Annotated in this window: 21 protein-coding genes; 15 read left to right on the forward strand and 6 right to left on the reverse strand. The window is 43.9% G+C overall.

Annotated elements, in window-relative coordinates; genetic code table 11:
- Positions 1-336: 336 nt before the first annotated feature.
- Together AZH43_RS12865 and AZH43_RS12870 are read right to left on the reverse strand one after the other, a co-directional pair.
- Positions 337-1,329 (reverse strand): TauD/TfdA family dioxygenase, encoded by a 993-nt coding sequence (locus AZH43_RS12865; RefSeq protein ID WP_106386942.1) that lies wholly within the window; start codon positions 1,327-1,329, stop codon positions 337-339.
- Positions 1,330-1,532: 203 nt separating this feature from the next.
- Positions 1,533-2,807, reverse strand: a complete 1,275-nt coding sequence (locus AZH43_RS12870) for a flavin-containing monooxygenase (RefSeq protein ID WP_067670297.1) — start codon at positions 2,805-2,807, stop codon at positions 1,533-1,535.
- A 352-nt stretch (positions 2,808-3,159) separates the two neighbouring features.
- Between AZH43_RS12870 and AZH43_RS12875 the strand changes: the two genes are divergently transcribed.
- Positions 3,160-4,290 (forward strand): S-(hydroxymethyl)glutathione dehydrogenase/class III alcohol dehydrogenase, encoded by a 1,131-nt coding sequence (locus AZH43_RS12875; RefSeq protein WP_067670341.1) that lies wholly within the window; start codon positions 3,160-3,162, stop codon positions 4,288-4,290.
- A 171-nt stretch (positions 4,291-4,461) separates the two neighbouring features.
- Here AZH43_RS12875 and AZH43_RS12880 read toward each other — a convergent pair whose 3' ends face one another.
- From AZH43_RS12880 to AZH43_RS12890, 3 genes are all read right to left on the reverse strand, one after another.
- The gene (locus AZH43_RS12880; protein ID WP_067670299.1) at positions 4,462-5,253 is read right to left on the reverse strand and encodes a phytanoyl-CoA dioxygenase family protein; all 792 of its coding nucleotides are present in this window, start codon (positions 5,251-5,253) and stop codon (positions 4,462-4,464) included.
- 269 nt (positions 5,254-5,522) lie between these two features.
- The gene (tehB, locus tag AZH43_RS12885; RefSeq protein ID WP_067670301.1) at positions 5,523-6,386 is read right to left on the reverse strand and encodes an SAM-dependent methyltransferase TehB; all 864 of its coding nucleotides are present in this window, start codon (positions 6,384-6,386) and stop codon (positions 5,523-5,525) included.
- Positions 6,387-6,558: 172 nt separating this feature from the next.
- Complete coding sequence (locus tag AZH43_RS12890) at positions 6,559-6,987, reverse strand: OsmC family protein (RefSeq protein ID WP_067670303.1); 429 nt, start codon at positions 6,985-6,987, stop codon at positions 6,559-6,561.
- Positions 6,988-7,134: 147 nt separating this feature from the next.
- Between AZH43_RS12890 and crp the strand changes: the two genes are divergently transcribed.
- The 5 genes from crp (at position 7,135) to AZH43_RS12915 (ending at position 14,449) form a co-directional block, all read left to right on the forward strand.
- Positions 7,135-7,845, forward strand: a complete 711-nt coding sequence (gene crp, locus AZH43_RS12895) for a cAMP-activated global transcriptional regulator CRP (protein WP_067670304.1) — start codon at positions 7,135-7,137, stop codon at positions 7,843-7,845.
- A gap of 233 nt (positions 7,846-8,078) precedes the next feature.
- A complete protein-coding gene (locus AZH43_RS12900) occupies positions 8,079-9,128 on the forward strand; it encodes an NADP(H)-dependent aldo-keto reductase (protein ID WP_067670306.1) in 1,050 nt (349 codons plus the stop codon).
- Between the two features lie 305 nt (positions 9,129-9,433).
- Positions 9,434-12,013 carry an ATP-dependent chaperone ClpB gene (gene clpB / locus AZH43_RS12905; RefSeq protein ID WP_067670308.1) on the forward strand — a complete coding sequence of 860 codons (2,580 nt, stop codon included), beginning with the start codon at positions 9,434-9,436 and terminating at the stop codon, positions 12,011-12,013.
- A 487-nt stretch (positions 12,014-12,500) separates the two neighbouring features.
- A complete protein-coding gene (locus AZH43_RS12910) occupies positions 12,501-13,793 on the forward strand; it encodes a DUF945 family protein (RefSeq protein ID WP_067670310.1) in 1,293 nt (430 codons plus the stop codon).
- 218 nt (positions 13,794-14,011) lie between these two features.
- The gene (locus AZH43_RS12915; protein ID WP_067670312.1) at positions 14,012-14,449 is read left to right on the forward strand and encodes a hypothetical protein; all 438 of its coding nucleotides are present in this window, start codon (positions 14,012-14,014) and stop codon (positions 14,447-14,449) included.
- Between the two features lie 51 nt (positions 14,450-14,500).
- Here the strand turns inward: AZH43_RS12915 and rlmKL are convergent, their stop codons facing one another.
- On the reverse strand, positions 14,501-16,705 hold the full coding sequence (rlmKL, locus tag AZH43_RS12920) for a bifunctional 23S rRNA (guanine(2069)-N(7))-methyltransferase RlmK/23S rRNA (guanine(2445)-N(2))-methyltransferase RlmL (protein WP_067670314.1): 2,205 nt from the start codon (positions 16,703-16,705) through the stop codon (positions 14,501-14,503).
- Between the two features lie 602 nt (positions 16,706-17,307).
- On the opposite strand from rlmKL, the gene AZH43_RS12925 reads away from it, so the two are divergent.
- The 9 genes from AZH43_RS12925 (at position 17,308) to AZH43_RS18605 (ending at position 26,802) form a co-directional block, all read left to right on the forward strand.
- Complete coding sequence (locus tag AZH43_RS12925) at positions 17,308-17,679, forward strand: hypothetical protein (RefSeq protein WP_067670316.1); 372 nt, start codon at positions 17,308-17,310, stop codon at positions 17,677-17,679.
- A gap of 328 nt (positions 17,680-18,007) precedes the next feature.
- Positions 18,008-19,024 carry an aspartate carbamoyltransferase catalytic subunit gene (locus AZH43_RS12930; protein WP_067670318.1) on the forward strand — a complete coding sequence of 339 codons (1,017 nt, stop codon included), beginning with the start codon at positions 18,008-18,010 and terminating at the stop codon, positions 19,022-19,024.
- Positions 19,025-19,033: 9 nt separating this feature from the next.
- Entirely contained in the window at positions 19,034-20,272 is a 1,239-nt protein-coding gene (locus AZH43_RS12935) for a dihydroorotase (RefSeq protein ID WP_067670320.1), read from the forward strand.
- Positions 20,273-20,444: 172 nt separating this feature from the next.
- Positions 20,445-21,908 (forward strand): OmpA family protein, encoded by a 1,464-nt coding sequence (locus AZH43_RS12940; protein WP_067670322.1) that lies wholly within the window; start codon positions 20,445-20,447, stop codon positions 21,906-21,908.
- Between the two features lie 144 nt (positions 21,909-22,052).
- Positions 22,053-23,096, forward strand: coding sequence for a hypothetical protein (locus AZH43_RS12945; protein ID WP_081406820.1), 1,044 nt, complete (start codon positions 22,053-22,055; stop codon positions 23,094-23,096).
- A 126-nt stretch (positions 23,097-23,222) separates the two neighbouring features.
- Positions 23,223-24,008: a Rossmann-like and DUF2520 domain-containing protein gene (locus AZH43_RS12950; RefSeq protein ID WP_067670324.1), complete on the forward strand. Its 786-nt coding sequence runs from the start codon at positions 23,223-23,225 to the stop codon at positions 24,006-24,008.
- Between the two features lie 56 nt (positions 24,009-24,064).
- Positions 24,065-24,736, forward strand: coding sequence for a class I SAM-dependent methyltransferase (locus AZH43_RS12955; protein ID WP_067670326.1), 672 nt, complete (start codon positions 24,065-24,067; stop codon positions 24,734-24,736).
- Between the two features lie 223 nt (positions 24,737-24,959).
- A complete protein-coding gene (locus AZH43_RS12960) occupies positions 24,960-26,573 on the forward strand; it encodes a GMC family oxidoreductase (protein WP_067670328.1) in 1,614 nt (537 codons plus the stop codon).
- 76 nt (positions 26,574-26,649) lie between these two features.
- Complete coding sequence (locus AZH43_RS18605) at positions 26,650-26,802, forward strand: hypothetical protein (protein WP_162492940.1); 153 nt, start codon at positions 26,650-26,652, stop codon at positions 26,800-26,802.
- Positions 26,803-26,884: the final 82 nt, after the last annotated feature.

Below are 26,884 nucleotides of genomic sequence, written 5' to 3' on the forward strand. Positions count from 1 at the left end.
TTCACTGAAGATTTTTTACTTTGGGAAGCTTATTGCAGGCGCTAAGCCTTCGCCAGAATTTTATCTGGAAAGCAGGAACATCTTTCATGACCCAGCACATAGGCATTTGAATCAATAGAAGCAGAGCAAAAAATTATTACTCTAGACGCAGCGCTTTGGATTGCGTTGAACCGTGAGTTGAGTGACGTATATCAAATACTGTATTAAAAGACTTTGTCCTATTTACTGATAAAAATCATATTGGAATAATTATTTTGATATCAATAATTTAAATAATACGCCTACTGCCATAAAAAAAGAGGCATATAGCCTCTTTATTAAAGATGATAAATCATTTTAGGCAGCTTGCCCCAAACCTTTGGGTATGCCATTGCGGCCTGGGAAGTCCTTCGCCAGTTTGCGCGCATTCGGCATTTTCAGCCACAGTCGAAGCAGTTTGCGGCGCTGAGTTAAATCGTCATAGTCTTCAAAGGCATTGCGCGAGTGCATGACGCAGTAATTATTGCAGAACTGTATGTCGCCCGGTTCAAGCATCATATCCAATTTTAAATTTGGGTCATGGCTGATTTGATCAAATACATTTAAAGCATCCAGCTGCACTTGCGACATCGGCACATCGCGGCGTTCATGGCCCAGCTCAATATAGGCGCGCAAGTAACGGCAGGCGAGCTTGCCTTCATAGTAGCTGAAAATTGGGCTGAGTGAAGGATCGACTTCGCCTAAATGGTCATACCATGCGGTATGGTAAAAATAGCTTAAATATTCTGGGTATTTTTCTAAAATAGTGTTGTACACGCTGGCAGAACTGACCAAGCTGCTGAGGCCGCCTTGTTTGGCTTTACGGATTGACAGCAATCCAACGACATCTGACATATCTGAATGGTAAGGCAGATAGCTGTTGGTCTCGTACACACGCGTCATTTTCTGATTTTTATCGCCAATGTTTTCAACATAGCCAATTAAATCTCCGCGGGCATTTTGCGTGACAGGCTCTCCCAGATATAGACCCAGCGCATAATACATATTGCTCATTTGTATTTCTGTATATTTCGCCGCATCAATGCCGCGCAGCACAATAAAACCGTAGCCATTTTCCAGCTCATCGGCAATGTAAGCAAGTTCTTGAAGCGCATCTGCACAATGTATAGAAATATCTGTTTTGCTGAACTCAGGCGCTGTCAGCCGCTTATGTTCAAGCTGTTTTACGCAGTCATCTAGTGCTTGCAGCAAATCTGCAGACATGGTGTAAAGCCAATCGGTTTTTTGTGCGATGTCTTTGCCAAGCCATGCGCATTTATCGGTAATCGGTGTTTTTAAAATCGTGTTCATACGGTGCCTCATGCAGTGATTTTTTCAGCAATGAATCAATGAAGTTCAAAACTGTTTCCAATGGGGGTAAAGCAGCGGGAGATCAGCGCGGTGACAATTAGAAAAAACACAAAGAAACCCGCGGCTAAAAAATAATGATCTTCTTTAAAAAATACATTTAAGCCTGCGCAGAGACTTAAATGTATAGGGGGAGAGTGAGAGGATTATGCAGAATCTTTGAGCGGGCTTTTGGGCGCTTCATACAGGTGATACTTGCGCTGAATATCAATATGTTCCGCAATGTGTTTTGCATCGTGCCAAACACCCCAAATAAAGCTGGAACCGCGCCCAGTCAAATAAGGCAAACCGAGGAAATACACACCGCGCTCAGGAGAAATACCTTGCTTATGTTTAGGGCGCTGCTGTTCATCAAAAGCGTTGACTTGCAGCCAGTTAAAATCGTAGCTGAAGCCTGAAGCCCAAATTACTGAAGTAATATTTGCCTCGCTCATATCCAATTCTAAAATTGGGCTAGTAACACAGGCTGGATCTGGCAGCTGCTGGCGAAGTTCTGGTTCTGGCGGCAGGTCTAAACCGTTATTTTGTACATAGGTATCGGCATCATCCAAAAATTGCATCAGGACTTCGTCACCAATGTCTAAATTGGTCTTTAGGTCATCTGCAAACTGAATTTTTTGCTGATTAAATGATTGTGTCATACCGACTAACGTTACACCTTGATTGGCTAAAGCGCGGAAATCAATATTGATGCCGCCATGGGCGCCGCTGACGGCTAGACCGCGCAGCGGGCCATTATCGGGACGCATATAGTCCCAGCCGCCTAATACACCAAGCCACCATACATTGTCACGGCCGCGGTAATTGCGCGGCGGACGCTCGTGCTGTCCAACAGACAGATAAACTTTCCTGCCTGAACGGTTTATTTCATCCGCAATCTGTACGCCCGATGAACCTGAACCAATGACCAATACTGCGCCTTCCGGCAGCTGCTCTGGATTTTTGTACTGATCTGAGTGGATTTGATAAAAATCAGGGTTTTTGGGTGCAACTGCAGGAATGACGGCTTTTTGAAATGCGCCAGTCGCAGACACAATGCGCTGAGTCTGAATAGTTCCCTCAGAGGTTTCTACCGTAAAGCCTTTTTTCTGTTTATTCTTAAATGCTTTTTGAACGTCTACACCAGTGTGAATCGGCAGGCTGAATTTTTCGGCATACTGCTCAAAATAATCGGCAACTTTGTCATGATGCACAAATGCATCGGGATCGGCTTTAAATTCCATATTCGGGAAACGGTCATGCCAGCAAGGGCCATTGGCAACCAGTGAATCCCAGCGGCGGGTACGCCATGCTTCAGCAATACGGTGCTTTTCTAAAACCACATGAGAAATTCCCAAGGCCGATAAATGCTCACTCATTGCAACACCGGCCTGACCAGCACCGACTACAACCGTATCGACATTCAAATGATCTAATTTCATCTTTTAGTTCCTCCATGCGCATGACATAAAGCGTGTTCATGCGGGATGTGTTAATTCATTCTCAAAGCGGACGAAGCGCCAAAAATGAAATTTATGTTTTGATGAGTTGAATATATGGAGATGGCGGCTTTTGCGAAAATAATATAAGCAGAACATATGCATCAAAAAAACCGAATTGCTTAGCTGGCTTGATGTTCATATAAAAGTGAAACGAATTTTAATTTCAAAAAATGAATATTTACTGCGTGTTCAGCGCTTGGTTTTGACGAGGAATTGAGTGCCGAATGGCGAGGCGCAGAACAGTTTTTGAAAATGGCATATACCGCTTTTAATGAATAATGAAGGACATAAAATGAAATCACGCGCAGCTGTCGCATTTGCTCCCGGCGAACCTTTGCAAATTGTAGAACTGGACGTTGAAGCGCCAAAGGCGGGAGAGGTTCTGATTAAAATTACCCATACTGGCGTATGCCATACCGATGCTTTTACCTTATCCGGTGCAGATCCAGAAGGCGTTTTCCCAGCAGTGCTGGGGCATGAGGGCGCAGGCATTGTGGTGCAGGTGGGTGAAGGCGTAACCAGTGTTCAGCCGGGCGATCATGTGATTCCGCTATATACGGCAGAATGCCGGGAGTGCTTATTTTGCAAATCGGGAAAAACCAATTTATGTGTCGCCGTACGCGCAACACAAGGCAAAGGCTTAATGCCGGATGGAACAACACGCTTTTCTTATAAGGGGCAGCCTATTTACCATTACATGGGCTGTTCAACTTTTTCAGAATATACCGTGGTGGCGGAAGTTTCACTGGCAAAAATTAATCCAGAAGCAAACCCGGAGCATGTATGCCTGCTTGGCTGCGGTGTGACCACAGGCATTGGCGCCGTACACAATACTGCAAAAGTGCAAGAGGGCGATACTGTTGCTGTCTTTGGCCTTGGCGGCATTGGTTTGGCGGTGGTGCAAGGCGCGCGTCAAGCCAAAGCGGGACGCATTATTGTAGTCGATACCAATTCTGAAAAATTCAAGCTTGCGCGTGAGTTTGGCGCCACAGACTGTTTAAATCCAAAAGATCATGCAGATCCGATTCAGCAGGTGATTGTTGAAATGACAGGCTGGGGCGTTGATCATTCTTTTGAATGCATTGGCAATACCAAGGTGATGCGTTCCGCGCTCGAATCTGCACACCGCGGCTGGGGACAATCGGTGATTATTGGCGTAGCAGGCGCGGGTCAGGAAATTTCGACGCGTCCATTTCAGCTGGTTACAGGCAGAACATGGAAAGGCACAGCATTTGGCGGGGTAAAAGGCCGTACGCAGCTGCCAAAAATGGTGGAAGATGCGATGAAAGGCGATATTCAGCTTGAACCCTTCGTGACGCATACGATGGGGCTGCAAGATATTAATCATGCTTTCGATTTAATGGATGAAGGTAAATCTATACGCACCGTGATTCATTTTAATGAGCCGGCAGCTCAAAATTGATTTACAGATATATCACCTAGACATCTCATAATTGGATAAGCCTTGCTGTAGCAGGGCTTTTTTATTCAAGATTAATTCTAGAAGAAATACATCAAATCTAATCAACATAAAAAAAGCCAATGTTTAAATGGGTAAGCATTGGCAAAAAAGAAGCATTTTAAAAACTGAGGTTTAGGCAATAATGGGAAATTCATCCTCAGGCAAAGCATCACCTGTTGATAATCTTTCCGCCAAATGCGGATACTGCGGAGATGTTTTTCCGCCTCGGTTCACATAGACGGCATCATCACCTAACCAGCGGAAAGACACCGCGCGGCGTGAATGTTCATTGGATAAATTACCCGGTGCGCCGTGAATGGTTAAGTAGTCAAAGGCAATGGCATCGCCGGGCTGCAAATCCCAGCCAAGAATATTGTAATCTTCACGGTGCTGATCAATATCCGGCAGAATTTCTTCTTTGGCGCCTTCATGATCATAGTATTGGCCGTTAAAGCTTTGCGCTTTAAAATGCTTGCCCCACAGATGCGAGCCGGCAATAAACTCAATGGCCGATGCTCTGGATACCGGATCGAGCGGTACCCATAAGCTGAGGGTCTGCTTGGCATCTACAGGGTAATAGGGCGCATCATGATGCCATGGCGTCACTTTGGACGAGCCGGGGCCTTTGACCAGAACATGTTCATGAAACATGCGGGCCTGAGCAGACTGCATCAGTGTTTTGGCAATTTCAGCTGCAGGGCTTTCTTTAATAAATCGTTCAAATGGCGGGATATTCTGCCAGTTGCAGTAGTCTGCCCAAAAATGCCCTTTAGATTCATTTGGCGTATAGTCTCGGAACCATTGCCCCGGATTTTGCTCATTGGCCTGTATGCCTGCTTGCAGTACATCTATCCAATCTTTAAATAGACCGCGCAGCACGACAGCGCCATCACGTTTAAACAACTTCTGTTCTTCGGACAACATGATATTTACCCCAATGCGTAAATGAAGAGTTGTGAGCTCAGTATCAGCATCAATATTTGATGACTTAGAGACTATAAAAAGAACAGCGGGTTTAAGAAATGCGTGCTTTATAAAGCACTAATTTGGTTTTTTAAAAGCAGTAAAAGATAGTGAGGATTTTTTGAAGTATCGGATGAACAAAGATGCAAAAACAAGGACTCAATACTGAATGCTCAAAGCATACATAATGCAATAGAGCAGGCTATTGCATTAGAAAAAATTGATAGCGCTTAAACTTTCTGCGCCAGCAAGGTGGCGAAACGCTGCTTAATTCGGTTGCCTTGAGCGTCTGTCCGGTGCAGTTCACCGACATTTTCATTGTATTTTAATATCTTCCAGCCCAAGTAATATTCATTGAGTTCATTATGTTTAAAGCTGAATGGAAAATCTGCTTGTACTGGGTAGTCTGCCGTATCCATAGCGCAGACAATTAAATTAAAGCCATTAAGTTTAGTCGCCTGCTGCATATTTTTGATAAGGTGGGGAATTGTTTGACGCTGTAAAAACATCATTACCACTGTGCTGTAGATGAAATCGTATTGCCCTAAAATGCTGGGGTCTTGATTCAAGTCACGGATTTGAGTGTTAATATTCTGAATCTGTTCAGCCTGAATGATGTCATTAAGTTTTTGAATGCTCATGGCATTTATATCCCAAGCATCAACTTGAAAGCCGTGCTGGCTTAAATATAAAGCATTACGGCCAGTTCCGCAGCCCATATCCAGCGCGTGTCCTGCACTTAGTGACGGCAAGGCCGCTGCAATTTCAGAATGGGTGGGTGTCAGCTGGTATTTTTTAGAAAAATAATCGGCAGGGCGGCAGTAAAAACTCAGCTGGCATTCAGCATCTGCACTGGCTGAAACAATTTTATGCCAAGCTTGCGGTGCAATAAACGGCGGCTGATTGGCTGCTGTGAACTGATGCTCAGACAGAACAGTGCCTGCTTCGTCCAGCATGGCAAAATCAATCTGGCCTTTAATTACTCGCAATTTGGCCCAAGTGCCAGCCTTGGTGTTGTGCGCTTGCAAAAATCCCGCGGGGATTAAGTCCGCAGTCCAGATTGGGAACTGTTTATAGCAGAGTAAATTTTCCATACGGGCCTTATCCTGAAGCAGCAGGTTTCTACAGAACTAAATTCATCTAAATGTACCACGCGCATTATGGATATGCTTAAATTTCAGCTGCATCTGTTTGTTTTGTTCAGGCTTGAACATATATTAGGCATAAAAAAGCTGCAGGGCCTGCAGCTTTTTAAGCTAGGAATATTTAAACAGCTTCAGCTTCTAAAATTTCAAAGTCATGAGTAATTTCAACACCGCCATCCATCAGCATTTTGCTGGCAGAACAGTATTTTTCGGCAGACAGTTCAACCGCTTTTGACACTTGTTTTTCTTTTACGCCGTTGCCGGTAATCACAAAATGCAAATGAATTTTGGTAAATACGGCAGGAATTGTGTCTGCACGGTCAGCTTTAAGGTCACAGCGCACATCAGTAATATCTTGGCGTGCTTTTTTAAGAATAGTCACAATATCAAAAGAAGCGCAGCCGCCAAGCCCAGTCAGGATAAGCTCCATTGGACGCGCGCCGCGGTTTTCACCGCCGTATTCTGGTGAACCATCCATGATTATAGTGTGGCCGCTTTGAGTTTTTGCTTCAAAAGCGACATTCTCTAGCCAATGAACACTCGATTGCATTGCAAGTCCTTAAAAAAAGCTATAAATTTACGCAGTACCTGTACACTAACATAAATTGAGTTGATAAGGAATTTCACCTCTTTCGTGTGACAAGTTCATTTTAGGTCTTGTGCGATCTATAAATTATCCATAATCGGAATTGTTAGCATGACTTCAAGCTTTTCACAACTAAGCACTGATGCGCTGTCTCCTGGTCAACTTCCTGAGTCAGTTAAAGCATTATTAAAACGTGCATATATTAATCGTTATCCTAAACGCACGACTATCATAGATGCAGGATCAGAATCGAAATCTTTATATTTGATTCTGAAGGGGTCTGTATCCATCATCTTGAGTGAAGATGATGAACGTGAAATTGTTGTAGCATATTTAAATGCGGGTGATTTCTTTGGGGAAATGGGTTTATTCGAAGCAAATGCACAGCGCACAGCGGAAGTCCGCACGCGTGATGTCTGTGAAATTGCCGAAATTACCTACGAAAACTTCCATGAGCTGAGCAAGCAGTACCCAGACTTGAGCTATGCGGTATTTGCTCAATTGGTACGCCGCCTGAAAAATACAACACGTAAAGTAACTGACTTGGCGTTTATTGATGTTTCAGGCCGTATTGCCCGCTGCTTAATCGATTTATCATCGCAGCCAGAAGCAATGATTTTGCCGAATGGCCGCCAAATCCGCATCACGCGCCAAGAAATTGGCCGCATTGTGGGCTGTTCGCGCGAAATGGTCGGCCGTGTTCTGAAAACTTTAGAAGAACAGGGCATGATCGAAACGGACGGTAAAGCGATTTTGATTTTTGATGCATCGCTTGAAGAAAAAAGTCAGCTGGTGACAGATGATGGTGAAGACGAAGAATAATCTTCTTCTGAATCATAAAAAAGCAAATCTTCGGGTTTGCTTTTTTTATGGCTTTCTTTCTATTATTTAATAACAAAGTTTCATGAAATAGTGATTTAACTTGAATCTAAGATTTGGTTAGTCTAACTGCAGTTAAATACAGCTTCATTTAAATAGTAATTTATAAATAGCGGTTTAATAAAATTGACTGAATGCTGAAGCAATCGAATGACGTAAAAAGGAACTGAAGGATTATGCAATTCAAAGCGTTGGGAAAATCAGGAATTCTGGTTCCGGAAATCTGCTTAGGCACGATGACTTTTGGTGAGCAAAATACACAAGAGCAAGGTTTCGCGCAGCTAGACTATGCTTTAGAGCGCGGATTGAATTTTTGGGATACTGCAGAAATGTATCCTGTCCCACCAAAGCCGGAAACGCAGGGCGCCACAGAAGGGGTAATTGGCAATTGGCTGGCAACGCGCGGCGGCCGCGACAAAGTGATTATCGCTTCTAAAATTGCCGGGCCTTCTCAGGGCGGCAGCCAAATCCGGGACGGTCAGACCCGATTTACCGCAGCAGATATAGAATCAGCGCTGGATGGTAATTTAAAGAGATTACAGACGGATTATATCGACTTGTATCAGCTGCACTGGCCGCAGCGTCCAGTAAACTTCTTTGGCAAACTCGGCTACGGCAATGCGGAAGCTTTTAATGAGCGGGAAGTGACTGATCTGGCCGAAACCTTGACCGCGCTCAGCAATGAAGTTAAAAAGGGCCGAATCCGTCATATCGGGCTGTCAAATGAAACGCCATGGGGAACACTGAAGTTCCTGCATTTGGCAGAACAGCTCGGTCTGGATAAAGTGGTGAGCGTACAGAATCCTTACAGCCTGCTGAACCGGACCTATGAAACCGGCATGTCCGAAATTGCGAAATATGAGGGTGTAGGTTTATTGGCCTATTCACCATTGGCTTTTGGCTATTTGACAGGGAAATTCCGTAACGGAGCACGTCCAGAAAATGCCCGTGTCACCTTATATAGCCGTTTTAGCCGCTACAGCAATCCTGAAAGTGAATGGGCCGTAGAACAGTATGCGCAGCTGGCAGAAAAGCACCATTTGACATTGACGCAGCTGGCTCTGGCATTTATTAAGCAGCAGTTCTTTGTGACCAGCACTATTATCGGTGCAACCAATTTGAATCAGCTGAAAGAAAACATCGATGCTTTTGACGTCAATCTGTCCGAAGAAATTTTGCAGGAAATAGACGGCATTCACCGTCAGCAGCCCAATCCGGCGCCCTAGCAGAAATATCTATTTTATCTCTGAAAAAGGCCCTTGTATTTCAAGGGCCTTTTTTTATGCATTTTAATCTCTTTAACTAGCTGAATTAAAAGCGATTTAAATGTTATGAAATAATCGCTAAAGATAAACGGCATTATTTACCCTAAAAGACTTGAAATTATTTATTTATATACCAATATTAATACTGAGATCCAATAAATGAAATATTATAAGTTTTTGAAAAATATGTAGAAAATTGGTTGAAAATCTAAAGAGCACTCCCATATATCCATCAAGTACAATATTTGTTGTGAGGAATAACAAGAATGCGATTTGAAAAATTTACGAACCGCCTGCAGCAAGCCTTATCCGATGCGCAATCGCTCGCAATGGGCAAAGACCATACTGCGATTGAGGGGATTCATATTCTGGCAACATTGCTGGAAGAGCCATCTAATCAAAGCCTGCTGCAGCAGTCGGGTGCGAATCTGTCAGAGCTTAAAACGAAGCTTCAGCAGGCGCTAAACGATACAGCGACCATCGCAAATCCAACAGGGGATATTAATTTAAATCCAGAAGCGGTAAAGGCGCTTAACTTGGCAGACAGTTTTGCGCAAAAAGCTGGAGATGAATTCTTATCTACGGATTGGGTCATTTTAGGTTTGGCTGAAACAGGCAAAACAAAGTCTTTATTAAATAGCGTAGGCGTAACGTCTGATAAGTTGCGTAAAGCCATTGAAAATATACGAGGCGGTGAACAAGTAATGAGTAATAACCACGAAGATCAGCGTGACTCACTCAATAAATATACTTTAGACCTGAATGCGCGTGCTTTGGAAGGGAAGCTTGACCCTGTGATTGGCCGCGATGAAGAAATCCGCCGTACTATTCAAGTGCTGTCTCGGCGCAGTAAAAACAATCCTGTGCTTATTGGTGAGCCGGGCGTGGGTAAAACCGCCATTGTTGAAGGTTTGGCGCAGCGCATTGTGAATGGTGAAGTTCCCGAAAGCTTAAAAGGCAAACGGGTGCTGTCGCTTGACTTGGGCTCTTTGCTTGCCGGCGCTAAATACCGGGGCGAATTTGAAGAACGCCTCAAAGCCGTATTGAAAGATTTGGCCAAATATGATGGTGAAATCATTCTGTTTATTGATGAGCTGCATACCTTGGTCGGCGCAGGCAAAGGCGATGGCGCAATGGACGCCGGCAATATGCTGAAACCGGCTTTAGCGCGCGGTGAATTGCGCTGCGTCGGCGCAACCACTTTGGATGAATACCGCCAGTACATTGAAAAAGATGCTGCGCTTGAACGCCGGTTCCAGAAAGTGCTGGTTGATGAACCGAGTGTGGAAGATACCATTGCAATTTTGCGCGGCCTGAAAGACAAATATGCCACCCATCACGGGGTGCAAATTCTAGACTCTGCGATTATTGCGGCGGCAAAAATGTCGCACCGATATATCACTGACCGTCAATTGCCGGATAAAGCCATCGATTTGATTGATGAAGCTGCATCACGCATAAAGATGGAAATTGATTCAAAACCAGAGCCGTTAGACCGACTTGACCGTCGCCTGATTCAATTAAAAATGCAGCTTGAAGCGGTAAAAAAAGATGCGGACTCTGTAAGTAAGGCGGAAGTTGAGCATCTCGAAAAACAAATTGCTGAAGTTCAGAAAGAATACAGTGATTTGGAAGAAGTGTGGATTGCGGAAAAACGTCTGGTTGATGGTACAAACCAAGCGCAGATAGAACTGGATAAAGCACGAACTGCGTTTGAAAAAGCCCAGCGTGAAGGCGATTTGGCGGAAGCGAGCCGTTTGCAATATGGCGTCATTCCAGAATTGCAAAAACGCTTGAATGAAGAAGAAGTTGCGGAAACCAATGAAGAGCCAAAACTGATTCGGACCAAAGTGACTGAAAACGAAATTGCTGAGGTTGTGAGTGCCGCTACAGGTATCCCTGTTGCGAAAATGATGCAGGGTGAACGCGAGAAACTGCTGCATATGGAAGACTTCCTGCATAACCGGGTCGTTGGGCAGGATGAAGCTGTTGTTGCGGTCTCCAATGCTGTACGCCGCTCACGCGCAGGTTTATCAGACCCGAACCGCCCAAGCGGATCGTTCTTATTCCTTGGTCCAACAGGTGTTGGTAAAACTGAGTTGACTAAAGCATTGGCCAACTTCCTATTTGACAGTGACGATGCAATGGTGCGTATCGACATGTCGGAGTTTATGGAAAAACATTCGGTCAGCCGTTTGGTCGGTGCGCCTCCGGGCTATGTCGGCTATGAAGAAGGCGGTGTGTTAACCGAAGCTGTGCGCCGTAAACCATACAGCGTTGTGCTTTTTGATGAAGTGGAAAAAGCGCATCCTGATGTATTCAACATCTTGCTTCAGGTGTTGGATGATGGCCGCTTGACGGACTCACAGGGCCGCGTCATCGACTTTAAGAATACGGTGATTGTGATGACCTCCAACTTAGGGTCAAGCGATGTGCGTGAGCTGGGTGAAGACGCGACAGAGGCTGAAGTGCGTACAGTGGTTATGAGTGCTGTGTCGCAGCATTTCCGCCCTGAGTTTATTAACCGTATTGATGAGCTGGTGGTTTTCCATTCACTGAAAAAAGCTCAAATCCGCGGTATTGCCGATATTCAATTGTCACGCTTACGTTCGCGTTTAAGTGAAAAAGATATGAGTTTGACGGTAGATGACAGTGCATTTGATCAATTGATTGATGCAGGATTTGACCCAGTGTACGGTGCTCGACCATTGAAGCGCGCCATCCAGCAGCAAGTTGAAAATACGCTAGCTCAAAAGATCTTATCGGGAGAATTTGAGGCTGGAGATGCGATTGTCATTAAAGGCGGAGATGGGCATCTTAACTTTGAAAAGATGAAATTAAGTTAATTTCGTTCATTGATATTCTTTGATGTTTCATAGAAAAACCTAGCTTCGGCTAGGTTTTTCTATTTGTAGCTTTATTTAACGATGGGTCATATTTTTGATTGAGCTATGTCAAGCAGACTGCATTTTTTGATGGTGGTTGATCGGGCTGGAGAAAAGCTTGACCATGCTGCCGCCTCAAGTGATTGAATAATCACGGGCGTTAAAAGTGCTGAAACCGTTTTACAATGCGTATGCCTCGGTCTTCAGCATACTGTCTTTACCCATCAAAAATCATTCCTTTAATTGCTTAATAATTCATAGTGTTAAAGAAAACCCTCACAATTGCTTTAACCGATTTAAAATCAGCTGGTTTAAATACGGCCGCATTTAATTCACGTAAATGTGTATAAATTTTGAATTATTTGTGATTTTTATTAAAATATGTGTTCTTTTGTGTCTTAAATGTAAATATACTTCACTTATAAAATAATCAAAAAATGGGCAAAGAATGTCTAAAATTATTTGGGGTGCGGGACTTTTTCTAGCTGTGGCAACGACAGGCGCTGCTGCGAATTGGTATGCAGATCAGAAATTAACTGCTTATTATGAACAGGCTCAGCTGGCAAAATCTGTTAATGACGCCAATATAAAATACAGCAACATCAAATTGGGCCCATTCAGCGGCACGGCAGATTGGGTGCTGACGCTTACGCCTGATCCCTGTCAATCGAATGATGTTATTGTGCTGCAAGGGCAGGACAAGATTCAAAAAAAATGGAATGGGTACTTTATTGATTCCAGCTATATGCTTAAAACCGGCAATGAAAAAGTGCAGGCGGCGCTGAAAGGGCAGCAGCGGGCAAAGACCCATATTAATTGGCTCGGAAAGTCTTTAACCACCGTCGATTTGCCAAGAATAGATACACAGGCAGACGGCATGCATATTCGGCTTGATCCCAGCAAGATCAACATCTATACGGCATCACCTTTAAAAGGGGAGGCCCGTGTCTCTAAGCTGATGATGGATGTTCCTGCGTTTACCCTTACCAAAGGGCCCAGTCAAATCTTGGCGCAAAAAGTACAGATTGAAACGACACAAGGGCTGAATCAAGCGGAAATTGATTCGGGCTATACCCGGTTTGCCATTGGCGCTTTTCAGCGTTTAGACTCGAATTTGTCAGGCGGCATTAAAAATATAGATATGCGGCTGGATACTCATGTCAAAGAAGGCAAAGTTTCTTTGGACGGCAATTTCAAAATTGGAGAGATGAATCTGCCTAATTCTCCGCTGACTAAAGACATTGTCATGAATTTGGAAGTGCAGAATATCAGTCTGCAGCGTATGCAGGACTTATCAGCCATATTGCAAAAGGCTCAAAATAGCTGTGCAAGCAATGAATTGCTGTCAGAAGATGCCTCGAATGCTTTTCTGAACATTGTAAATGAAGGTTTTGATTTTGAGTCTAAGAACCAGATGAGCATGGGCGGCGGGTTAGCGAAAGCAAATCTTACAGGTAAAATGATGCCGGGGCACCATGGCACTGTTGAGTCTTTTGCAAAAATGCTGCCGAGCTTATTAATGTTTAAAGCCGATTTGGAATTTGATAAAGATTTATTTAGGGTGGTAACGAATGGTTATGCCAAAGCGACTTCAGACAGGGCTATGACTGAACAGGATATAGAAAGCATGTTCAGCAGTTTAGAGTCTTCTGGACATGCGGTGCGTTCTGGCGACAGCATGAAATTGCTGCTGGACTATCAATTTGGCCAAAAGCAGTTTTTAGATCCAAGTAAAAATTAATAGTTAGCCTGCGCTTAAGCATAATGCCGTTGAATTCAACGGCATTTTTTATGTGAAATACAATTTCGGTATGATTGTATTTTATTTTAAAATCATGTGTTTATAATTTTATTTATTTAAAGGGATTGCGGTTTATCGGAGATTCAGACTTCGGATATTGTTTTAGCTATGGAAAATAGTTAGCGTCATGGTGCGATAAAAATAAAAGGAAAAGCATCATGAGGATAAATAGCCAGATATCCCAGCACATAAAAAATGCACTATTAAGCGTAATAGTACTGACGGTTTCAGTAGCCCATGTAGAGGCCAAAACAGCATTGTCTGATGCAAAACTAGAAAATGCCGTAGATGTAGACAGTTTTATAAGCCAGCAAGCGTTGCAGGAAGCCGCCTCGGGCACTCAAAAAAGCAAAACTGAACAGCAGGAAGATTCCAATGAAAAAGCCAGTAGCAACAGCAAGCAAATACAGGAAAACAGCTTGGATGGCTCGGAGATGAGTGAATATGTGCTGCAGAAAAAAAGAGCGGGGGCATCTATGCCGTCAGGGAAGTCGGCTGAAATACCGGATGTCAGGAGAATTGTCCATCAAGAAAAATATGAAAACATTCGAATTTCATATCCTGATGGACTGGTAGTCGAGATGAAGCGCAATTAATGCGCTTCATCTGCGTGTATCAATTTAAACTTCTAGTCAGCCAGAGTGCAGTTAAACCGGATGGTGCTGAATTTTCCACGCGCGGTGAATTTTTTGATTGCGTTTAAAATCAAGCCCAATGGTTTCATTGCTGATTTCTTGCACATCAAACATTGCCTGTACTTCTTCATCCATCTCAAAGCCGCGATAGTTGTTAGAAAAATACAGTGTTCCGTCTGTGGTTAAACGGTTCATTGCACGCTTAAGCAGTGAATTGTGGTCACGCTGCACGTCAAATGTGCCGTAGAATTTTTTCGAGTTAGAGAAAGTCGGCGGGTCAATAAAGATCAGTTCATATTGTTCATGCCCTTCTTTCAGCCATTCAAAGCAGTCACTGGCAAAGAATTGATGCTGTTCATCAGCATGGTCGACGGTCAAGCCATTCAGTACAAAATTTTCTTTAGACCAGTTCAAATAGGTATTTGAAAGATCGACACTGGTTGTGCTGGCCGCGCCGCCTAAAGCTGCATGCAGGCTGGCTGTGGAGGTATAGCTGTACAGATTTAAGAAGTGCTTGCCTTTGGCTTCAGCTGCAATGCGAAGGCGCATTTGACGGTGATCAAGGAACAAGCCTGTATCCAGATAATCAGTCAAGTTGACTAAAATTTTAGCTTTGCCTTCTTGGACAATAAAACGCTTAGATGCAGTACTTTGTTTGGCGTACTGAGTTTTGCCTTCTTGACGGGCACGGGTTTTAATAAAGATCGCATCTCGCGGCAAGCCAGTTACTGCACGGATAGATGCTAAAGCTAAATTAAAACGCTTTTTGGCTTTTTCAGGATCGATTGTTTTAGGCGGAGCATATTCTTGCACATGCAGCCGGTCACCGTATAAATCTACTGCAACATTAAAATCCGGCAAATCTGCATCATATAAACGCAGGCAGAAAATATTTTCTTTTACGGCCCACTTTTTCAAGTTCTGCATGTTTTTTTGCAAGCGGTTGGTAAAGTCTTCCGCGCCTTCAATCGCTTCAAATTTTTGCGGTTGCCACGCGGCTAAAAACGGCTGTGTAGCAGTAGCGGGTTTAATGATGCCGAAACGGACATAAATCGGCAGTTTACCGTTCATTAAGCGAAGAATTTGCGGTTCATTGAAAGCCAGAACATCGGCCTGCTCAACTGCAGCAGCAATAACAGCAGCGTATTGATTCGGGAAGTTTTTTTGTAGTAATGCAGATAGCCCTAAGTACAGTGCGCGGTTCGAGGCTTTTTCACCAAGTCGTTCGCCATATGGCGGGTTGGTCACAATCAGCGCGCGCTTGCCTTCAGCTTGGAAGTCTGGCCAGTCTGCCAGCGTCCGCTCTTCAATTTTAATTTGATCCAGTATTGATTCAAAACCTGCGGCAATAATGTTTTGCTTGGTTGCTTTAACCGCTTCCCAATCTGCATCATAGGCATAGAATTTTGGCAAAGGCTTTTGCAGCGCTTTTTCATGGCGTTCAGCGGCTTCAGCTTTAATACGCATCCATAAATCGTGGTCATGTCCATTCCAGCCGTTAAAACCAAAACGGCGGACAAGGCCCGGGGCACGGTCAGTCAGGACCATTAACGATTCAATGATGAATGTGCCTGAACCGCACATTGGGTCTAGGAAAATTTCCGGATCACGTTCTTTTAATTTTGCTTTTTGCAAAATAGCCGCTGCCAGGTTTTCTTTAATAGGGGCATCGGTCATGAAACGGCGATAGCCGCGTTTATGCAGTGAATCGCCAGATAAATCTAGGCAATAAGTATGCGCAGTCTTGCCCGCCAAAGCGTATAGGGTAATTTCCGGCTGTTTAATGTCAATGCTTGGGCGCTTGCCAACCGCTTCCATAAAGGAATCTACGACACCGTCTTTCACACGTAAAGTTGCAAACTGGCTGTTTACTTTAATATCGCGTTCAATATGCAGGCGTACTGCAAATGTGCTTTGCGGGGCAAAGATTAATGACCAGTCAAAACTGATTGCGCCTTCATAGAGCTCTTCGGCTACATCCCGCGCATCATGAGTGAATTCAAGTTCATGCGTATGAATGGGCATTAAAACACGTGAAGCTAGGCGTGACCACATGCAAATGCGGTAAGCATCTTCCTGTGTGCCTTTGAAAATCAAACGACCCGGCAATTGTTCAATATTTTGAACACCTAAACCTTCAATTTCCTCTCGGAGCAAGGTTTCAAGTCCATCTGCACAGGTGACCCAATATGAAGAAAGACGAGGTTTCGAATTCATGTAAATTTCCAAAGGCAAATAAAGCAATCGGCTATTTTAGCGTATTTTGATGACGAAAACTAAGTGAATAAGTGATGAATTGGCTATTTTTGCTGGATTTGGCGTGTATTTAGAAAGGCATTGAAATAAATCTGCATGGCAGGATGGCACGGCTGTTTCAATCAAAACAGCCGATGAATAAAGAGGAGGAAACTCCGCAGAAGATTAAGCTTAATTTCTAGCATGCTTAGCGCGGCGCTTTATACTGAACATGCTAGAGCTGAGGAATGGTATCGCTTCCCGCTATTAATGCTTTGAATCGAGTGCCGCGGTATTTGAACGAAGCAGAAATGCAGGGGCTGATTTGATTGCTGATTTTGACTTTTAATATTGATGGTTTCGAGCTGCTTGCAAGCCTAATTTATTTGATTTTACTCGTATGCTAATCATTTTGATGAAGAACGCTGATCAGCCGTTTATAAATTTAAAATTTATGTCATGAAAGAAAATAACAAATCAATATAAATACTTGGCATACGTTTTGCTGTTCATTACCTGAAAAATTAGTTAACTCAGTTGCCGGCATGTTTTGTGCGGATCAGATTTTATAGGTTTAAGATTATATGAAAGATTCAATGAATAATGGATTTGTAGAACAGGGTGAAGCATTTTCAATTGGCACTTTGATTTACGCCCGTTTAAGGCGCGTAACAGGGCGTTTAATTGATGTTCTGTATTTAATGGAAAATCGGCTGTATGCCCAGCATGTGGTTGATTTGGCTTTGGCTGCCAATGATGCGGAACTGGAAAGGCAGGCTGGACGCTTATCTTCGCTCTTGAAGCATGAAAATAAAATAAATCCAATGCATGAAGCGAATACCGCAGAAATGAACGAGTTTGAAGCAGAAGAATTGTTTGTTGAACAGCATGGCGTGACAGAAGAAGAGATTTATAAGGCGCAGGTTTCACATCATTATATTGGTGCGCTGCGATAAATTGTGCACTGTTTAAGATATGGGCAGTGCTGTTTTTGCCAAGTTTAATGGGGAGGCAGGCTTAGATGGGGTGTTTATTAAGTCTGCATTTTTAAAGTAAATTCTATGGAATGGCTTAAACTTTATAATCAATTGTTATGCTGAATATGGCAGTGCAAAGGAAAATATCTTACTGACTTTGTTTAATTTATCTAATTGAATTATTTGATAGGAATTCCAATTTTAATTTTATATTTCGGCTGAGCTTTGTTGCGACTGCTGAAAAGTTCAACTGCCAAAACCAAAGATTCTCTGTATAATACGTTAACTTAACGATAAGGAATCTCTCATGCACTTGGCGGCATTGCATACACCGAGCCAGATTCAACTCAACCAAGATGGTCACTTAAAGCATTTCCTTACCATCGATGGTCTTTCTAAAGAAACTCTTACAAAAATATTGGACACTGCACAGTCCTTTTTTAATGACCAAAATCAGCTCATTACCAATAATCTTTTGGAAGGCCGTACGGTAATGAATCTGTTTTTTGAAAATTCAACCCGTACCCGCACGACTTTCGAAGCCGCAGCAAAGCGCCTTTCAGCCAATGTGCTGAATATTGATATTGCCCGTTCAAGCACCTCAAAAGGTGAAACCCTGCGGGATACGCTGTGGAATCTTGAAGCCATGGCAACAGACATTTTTGTTGTGCGCCATTCATCTTCAGGCGCGGCGCATTTTATTGCTAAGGATGTTTGCCCGCATGTGGCAATCATTAACGCAGGGGATGGGCGCCATGCGCATCCAACGCAAGCGATGCTGGATATGCTGACGATCCGCCGTGAAACCAAAAAGAAATTTGAAGAGATCAGTGTGGCTATTATCGGCGATATCAAGCATTCACGCGTAGCGCGTTCAGATGTGGCTGCGCTGCAAACGCTGGGCTGTAAAGATATTCGCGTGGTGGCGCCAAATACCTTGCTGCCTTACGGTTTTGAAGAATATGGCGAAGATGTCCGTTTATTTAATAAGATGGAAGACGGCATTAAAGACTGCGATGTGATCATTACCCTGCGTATTCAAAATGAACGGATTGATTCACCTGCGCTGTCTTCACAAGCCGAGTTCTATAAAATGTATGGCTTGAACAAAGAGCGTTTGGCTTTGGCTAAGCCAGATTGTATTGTGATGCACCCAGGGCCGATGAACCGCGGTGTAGAAATTGATTCAAGTATTGCGGACGGCGCTCAATCGGTCATCTTGCATCAAGTAACAAATGGTATTGCAGTACGTATGGCGGTGTTGGCTTTAGCAATGCAAGGCCAGCTGCAGGAAAAAGGTTTGTTAGAAGCGATTGCGGGTTAAGGAAAAGTCATGAGTATTGTAAAAATTGAAAATGTACGTGTCTTAGACCCCATTCAGCAAACAGACGGTGTGCAGACGGTTTATATCGAAAACGGCAAGCTGGTGGCCGAATCGGCTCAGACCACCGAAACTATTGACGGCCAAGGCTTATGGCTGATGCCAACCATGGTGGATTTGTGCGCGCGTATGCGTGAACCGGGCCAGCAGCAGCATGGAACACTGAAATCCGAAGGGAAGGCAGCCCGTGCAAACGGTATTTTGCACGTGTTTACGCCGCCGGACTCTAAGCCGATTGTTCAGGACAATGGCGCTCTGATTCATGGTTTAGTAGAAAAAGCCATGCTGGACGGCGGAATTTATTTGCAGGTGATTGGCGCACAGACTCAAGGTTTGAAAGGCAATCAGCCCTCAAATATGGCGGGTTTGAAAAAAGGCGGCTGTACCGCAGTATCAAATGCCAATGCGCCGTTTGCCGATGATGACGTGGTCATCCGCACATTGGAATATGCAGCTGGCTTAGACATGACTGTGGTGTTTTATGCAGAAGAGCCGCAAATTGCCAAAGACGGCTGTGTGCATGAAGGCTTTGTTGCATCGCGTCAGGGCTTGCCGATGATTCCAGCTTTGGCTGAAACGGTCGCTATTGCCAAGTACCTGCTGATGATTGAAGCCACAAAAGTGCGCGCTCACTTTGGATTGCTGTCTTGCGGCGCTTCAGTGGAGCTGATTAAACAGGCAAAAGCGAAAGGCTTGCCAGTGACATGCGATGTTGCCATGCATCAGCTGCATTTAACTGATCAATTGATTGACGGCTTTAACTCCTTGGCGCATGTCCGTCCGCCATTGCGTTCTGAACAAGACAAGCAGCTGCTGCGTCAGGGGCTGAAAGATGGCGTGATTGATGCGATTACAACTCATCATGAGCCGTTAAGCAGTTCTGCAAAAATGGCACCATTTGCAGAAACCCTGCCGGGCTTTACGGCGTTTGACACATTTGTGCCGTTTGGTGTGCAATTGATTAATGAAGGCCTGTTTGAACCGCTGGAATGGGTTGGAAAAGTGACGGTTGCCCCTGCGAAGGCCGCCAATATGTATGAGCGCTGGCTCAAAGAAGCTGGCTGGGTTTTGGTGAATCCAGCAATTGAATGGACACTGAACAAAGACAGTATTGTTTCAAATGGTAAAAACACCCCGCTGATCAACCAAACTGTCCGCGGTAAGGCCATTCAAACATTTACAGCTGAATAATTAAAAAATTCAATGCATTAAAAGCCAGCGTCAGCTGGCTTTTTTGTATGTGCAATGTGCTTATTGAGGCAATACAATTAATTACAGAACCGTAGTTCTTTCGGCATAAACTGTTCAATAAACAAGCAAAACACAAGATGAAGAATAAGATCAACAGCAAAGGACAAAGCCAATGACCGATAACTTAATTGATTTATTGAAACAGCAAGTCTCCGCAATTGTGCTGGAGGGAGACAGCACTTTTCTTTCGGAAAAAAATACAGCACTCAGTCATTTCTATCCGATATTGCTGAGTATTTTAAAAGGCAAACCGGGTTTAATTGATGCTTTGAAGAATCAGTTGAATCCGCGGCTGAATGATTTATTTGAAACAAATCCCGCATTAAAACATCAATTCTTAGACAATATACGCGGCGCGGCGCCAGCGCCTGAAATTGAGAACACACTGTCCAAATCTATTCTTCCCGCACTGGGCATTTTGGAAAATCAGGCAGGCTCTTCTGATGCAGATGCGATTGTGCATTTAATTGATACACAGCAAAGCGCGGTGCAGAGTGCATTGCCGGCTTGGGCTGCTGGAATTCTGGCAGCTTTGGGAATCAATACTGCAATGGGCCAAACGGTTCATCAGGCGCCCGAAATTGCGGAACCTGCGGCGGTACAGGAAAAAAAATCCAATTCATGGCTGCCTATTCTGGCCATTGTTATTCTGGCGCTGCTGGCATTGTTCTGGTTTAAATCCTGTTCAGATAAAAACAAGGTGGAAGAAACTGCCCCGCCAGTGCAAAGCGCAGCTGCACAGCCGGCATCTTTGCAATTAAGCACGAATGAAAAAGGCCAACTGGTCAGTTGTCAGGTTTATGTAAATAACAGCAGTTATATTGATATTCTGCAGCAGCAAGTGAAGCAGATTTTCAATAGCCCAACGGGTTGCGGCGCTTCAGCTGAGGCCAGTTACCATACAGAATTTATTGATCAGGATGCGATTCCTTCTGTACTTAAATTGGTTCAAGGAACGCCAAATGTGGCCTTAAACTGGGTGGGTGATCAGCTGTCCATTCAATCTTCAAACCCGCAGGATGCAGACCGTTTAGCCGCTGAAATTAAAAAACTTGCGAAAAACATGAATATTATGGTGCAAAAACCTGCAGACGTCAGTACGACGGTAAACAACAGCATTACGGATGCGCAAAAGGCGCTGTCCAGTATTGACCCAGATCAGGTTCAGGCATTGGATGTTGCGACTGCGCTGAATATGCAGATTATTAATTTTGCGACCGCTTCATCTGAAATTCCTGAAGTGAATAAATCAATTCTGGATCAGGCGGCGGCACTCATGCAGCGCGCAAAACAAGTTGAATTGACTGTGACCGGGCATACGGATGCAACAGGCAATGCAGAGGCCAATAAAAAATTGTCGCAGTCACGCGCTCAGGCGGTGGTGGATTATTTAATCAGTAAAGGAGTCGATCCAGCGCAATTGCAGGCAGTTGGCATGGGGCAGGAAAAACCGGTTGCAGACAACGCAACAGAAGAAGGCCAATTTAAAAACCGCCGGATTGAGTTTGAAGTTTTGAATAAAGATACTGGCGTTGTGCGTAAAGTAGATGAAGAAGGGGTGAAAAAGCAGCCTTAATATTTTACAGTTGCCGAATCATCGCTGAATCATAAAAATCCCTGCACAGGCTGCAGGGATTTTTTTGTACAGAAAATAATGGTCAAGTTGATTATTTTTTGATTAAATACGCAAAAAATTTATAACAGGGTATATGGTTTAAAAATGATGAATAAAAAATTAATGATTGGCCTCATATGCGGAACAGCAATGCTTTCAGGCTGCGACTATTTTAAAAATAAAAAAGATCAAGCCAGCGTAGAAGAGCCGAAGGCCCAGCAAGTGACAGATTTCAGCTGTACGGCCCCGGCTAATGTTAAGCAAATTCAGGACTATCTTAAAGAAGAGTATTTGAAAGACTTAGATCAGCGCTTGCGCCAGTCATCCTTCGAGTCGGATCAGGCTTTATTGGATAAAATCCGCAAGAACATTCAGTTTGAAATTACTCATATCAGCACAAAAACAGAAAATCCTGCACAGGCTAAAACATTAGACTGCAGCAGTTTGGTCACAGCAATTTTGCCGAATGGCCTGCAAAAGCGTGCGGAAAATGCATTTATGGATGCGCCGTGTGATGAATGTGAGCGCGAAGACACTGATCATACAATGACTCTGCAAGATTACTTAGGCGGTTCATTTAGCAGCCTGACCTTAAAGAATGACCGCTTGAATGGCATTGATTTTATTTATCATATTGATAAGTCTGACAAAGATGAAATCAGCATGACTATAGAAAATCATTCGGTGATTAGCCAGTCTGCATATTTGACCGAACTGGCGGTGCAGTATGCTTCCTATATGAAAGCCAATGAGAAAAATAAAGAATATTCTAAGAAAGATGATGAACAGCATGCTGCGCAGATGGAATTGGCGCAAAAAGCTTTGGATGTACGTCAGAAAGAAATTGATGGTGAGCAAAAAGCTGCAGTTGAGCAATTGAATATGACATGGGACCATTTCTCTGCAGAACAGAAAACCTCCTTGCAGCAAGATCAGTCGGATTGGTTTGAAAAACGGGATGTGGACTGTAAAGTGCTGTCGCAAAAAAGCGTACATCAGATGGATGAAAAAGAGTTAGAGACTTACCAAAAGAAATCTGACTATTGGAATGATGAGATGTATGCGCAAAATCAGGCAATTCAATACAGCAAATGCTTTATCCAAAAAACTAAAGAGCGTACTGTTTATTTAAATAACGTGTTCAACTAAAAATCATGATGACTGCTTCTTGTAAACGCAAATAGACAGCAATCAACAGAATTAGATAAAGGACGAATTGATTCGTCCTTTTTTTATAGGCATGCTTAAGCATTATTGGCGACATGCAGCAGGATTATGCGGATCAGTTTTATTGGTGCAGGGCGGGTAGCGCATCATTTAGCGAAAGCTTTGCAGGCGCGGCATCAGATTGTTCAAATTTACAGCCGAACATACGAACATGCAGACGTGTTGGCGCAGGCGGCAGGCGCTGAAGCTGCATATTCATTCAGTGCTTTGAAGTCAGAGATTGATTTGCTGATTATTGCTGTCAGCGACAGCGCAATTGCTGATGTCATTCAGGCGGTACATCCGTATTTGCCTAATACCTTGATTGTGCATACATCAGGCAGTACCGGCATATCAAAACTGACGCAAGCTCATGCCAGAGCCGGTGTGCTGTATCCATTGCAGACCTTTAGCTTAGAACGTGAAATAGACTGGACGCAAACGCCGCTATTTATAGAGGCCGCAGAGCCTCAAGACTTGATGATGTTAAGCACGCTGGCTTCTGAGCTCAGTCAGCGGGTATATCCATATAGCTCGGCACAGCGTTTAAGTTTGCATTTAGCCGCGGTCTATGCCTGCAATTTTGCCAACTATTGCTATGACATGGCAAAACAGATTGTTGATGAACAGCAAGTCGACTTCAGCCTGCTGTACCCGCTCATGCTGGAAACTGCGCAAAAAGCGGCGGCGGCAGACCCCAAAACAATGCAGACTGGCCCAGCTATGCGCGGCGATCAGAATATTATTGCCATGCATACGCTTATGCTTGAACAGGCCAATCGGCCGGACTTAAAGCAAGTTTATGCGCTGTTAAGCGAACAGATTTTACAGCGGCATCAGCCAGAGCAAATCTAGCGATCGCGGCAAGCGGTCCGGTTTATTTATGTGTTGATAACTCAGGGAGCATCATTATGGCAAAGGATTTTAATAGTCAGCAGGTTGTGGATAGCTATGACCTACACATCCGAAAATTAATACCGGGCTATGAAATTGTTCATCAGCAGATTTTAGCTATTATGAAAGCGCATTTATCTGCAAGGGCGAATGTGCTGATTATTGGCGCTGGAACAGGGTATGAACTGGGGTATCTGCTGCAGGCTTTTCCAGAGTGCCGGTTTACAGTCACTGAGCTGTCTGAACCTATGCTGAACAAAGCGCGCAGCTATGCGGCGCCGTGGAATAACCCGCCGCGTGTTGAATTTGTCTTGGGGCAGCACAATGCGCTTTCCGAACAGGGCAATTTTGATGCGGTACTTTCCATACTGGTGACGCACTTCGTTCCTCCTGCGCAAAAACTGGATTTTTTGCAGGGTGCGCAGCAATGCTTAAAGCCTGATGGAATTTTTCTGACATTTGATTTAATGCAGTTTCATGATTGGCAAGAGGCCAGCGCTTTAAAGCAGCTGTGTGAAATGAATGGTTTGGCAGAAAAGCAAACACAGGCCATGCTGGAGCGAATGGCCGAGGATTTTTTCCCTTTGAATGAATCTACTACGCGAAATGTACTGCAGGCTGCTGGTTTTAGAAAAATTGAATGCTTTACGCAAATTTTATGCTATCAAGGATTTATTGCTACGAAGTGATTTAGTCCTGCTGCATCGTATGTGCATCACGCTATAACTTAAAAGAAGTGCTGAAAGCAATGACAGAAATAGTTTGAGATTTTTTTTGGGAATGCACTGATTGGCTGTCATTACAGGCCATTTAAAGAATTTAAGAAAAATTAATTAGAGCAGCGATACAGCAGATGGCTGATTTATGTTATTAAAAGAATAGGTTTGAACAAAAAAAATAAAGGAAAACAAAATGCAAAAGGAATTCGATTATATTGTCATTGGCGGCGGCAGTGCGGGCTGCGTTTTGGCCAGCAGGCTAACAGAAGATCCGAATATATCTGTATGCCTTTTAGAAGCGGGCGGTCAGGGTGACAGCTGGACAGTGAATATTCCAGCAGCCTGTGTAATTAGTTTGCCGACGAAAATCAATAACTGGGCTTTTGAAACGGTGCCTCAAGCAGGGCTGAATGGCCGCAAGGGCTATCAGCCGCGCGGGAAATGTTTGGGCGGTTCATCCAGTATCAATGCCATGATTTATATTCGCGGCAACCGTGCCGATTACGATCATTGGGCCTCACTAGGCAATGCAGGCTGGTCTTATCAAGACGTATTGCCGTATTTTATTAAATCGGAAAATAATAGCCGGATTCAGAATGAGTACCATGGCAACGCAGGGCCGCTTTCAGTCAGTGATGTGCAGTCAGATAGTCCAATTCATCAGCATTATATTGATGCGGCTAAAGAGCAAGGCTATGCCATCTTGGATGATTTTAATGGAGAAGAACAGGAAGGTCTCGGGGTTTATCAGGTTACGCATATTAATGGGGAACGCTGCAGCGTAGCCCGCGGGTATTTATTTCCGCATTTGAACCGCCCGAATTTAACGGTATTAACGTACGCCTTGACGCATAAAATTTTAATTGAAAATAAAATAGCCACAGGTGTAGAAGTACAGCATGCAGGGCAGCTCAAACAGCTGCATGCGCGTAAAGAAGTGCTGCTCTGTGCAGGCGCCATTCAATCACCGCAAATTTTAATGCTGTCAGGTGTCGGCGATCAGGATGAATTAGCTTCACACCAAATAGAAGTGAAGCACCATTTGCCGGGAGTCGGGAAGAATTTTCACGATCATCCGGATTTTATTTTTGGCTATAGCGTAAAAGAAACTGAAGGAACTTTCGGCATTTCGCTGTCCGGTTCTCTGGACATGCTGAAACAGGTTAAACGCTACCGCAAAGAACGGCGAGGTATGATTGCATCCAATTTTGCAGAATGCGGCGGTTTTTTAAAAACCGACCCAGCCTTGGACATACCGAATTTACAGCTGCATTTTGTGATGGCGCTGGTTGATGATCATGCGCGTAAATTTCATGCCAGCCATGGTTTGTCCTGCCATGTCTGTCTGCTGAATCCGCGCAGCAGAGGCAGCATACAGTTAAGCGGCAGCAAAATTTCTGATCCTTTAAGAATCGATCCTAACTTTTTAGGGGATGAGCGGGACTTGGAGGATTTGGTTCAGGGTTTTAAAATAACGCGAAAACTCATGCAGTCGCCTTCATTATCCCGCTTATATAAAGCGGATCTATTTACTGCGCAGGTGCAGACCGATGATGATATCCGCAGTATTTTAAGAGCGCGTGCAGATACGGTATATCACCCTGTCGGCAGCTGTAAAATGGGGATAGATGACATGTCTGTGGTTGATCCGGAACTGAAGGTATATGGCATCGGCCATTTGCGGGTAATAGATGCCTCTATCATGCCGGCTGTCGTCAATGGCAATACCAATGCGCCGGTGGTGATGATTGCTGAAAAAGCGGCAGATATGATCCGGCAAAGCCGAATTTATAAAGATGTGGCTTAATCTGATAAGAAATTGTACTGACAGCATATTAAAATTCATCTATTTTTCAAAGATAAAGTGAATAAAGGAAAAATATATGACCATGGAACAGCAGCCAATGCCAGAAAATAATAGCGGCTTAGAACAGCTTTTTGAGCAGCAAAAGCAGGCGTTTAAAGCGTGCAGTTTTCCAAGCTATGAACAGCGAAAACAGCATTTGCAGGCGCTTTACGATCAAAAACGCCTTTAGACTCTGAGAACTCAGTATCAAGATTTAACTGGGTTTGTTCAGAAATTTTCCATGCTAATTGTGGTGCAATGTAATAATGCTG

The organism is Acinetobacter pragensis, assembly GCF_001605895.1.
Classification (GTDB): domain Bacteria; phylum Pseudomonadota; class Gammaproteobacteria; order Pseudomonadales; family Moraxellaceae; genus Acinetobacter; species Acinetobacter pragensis.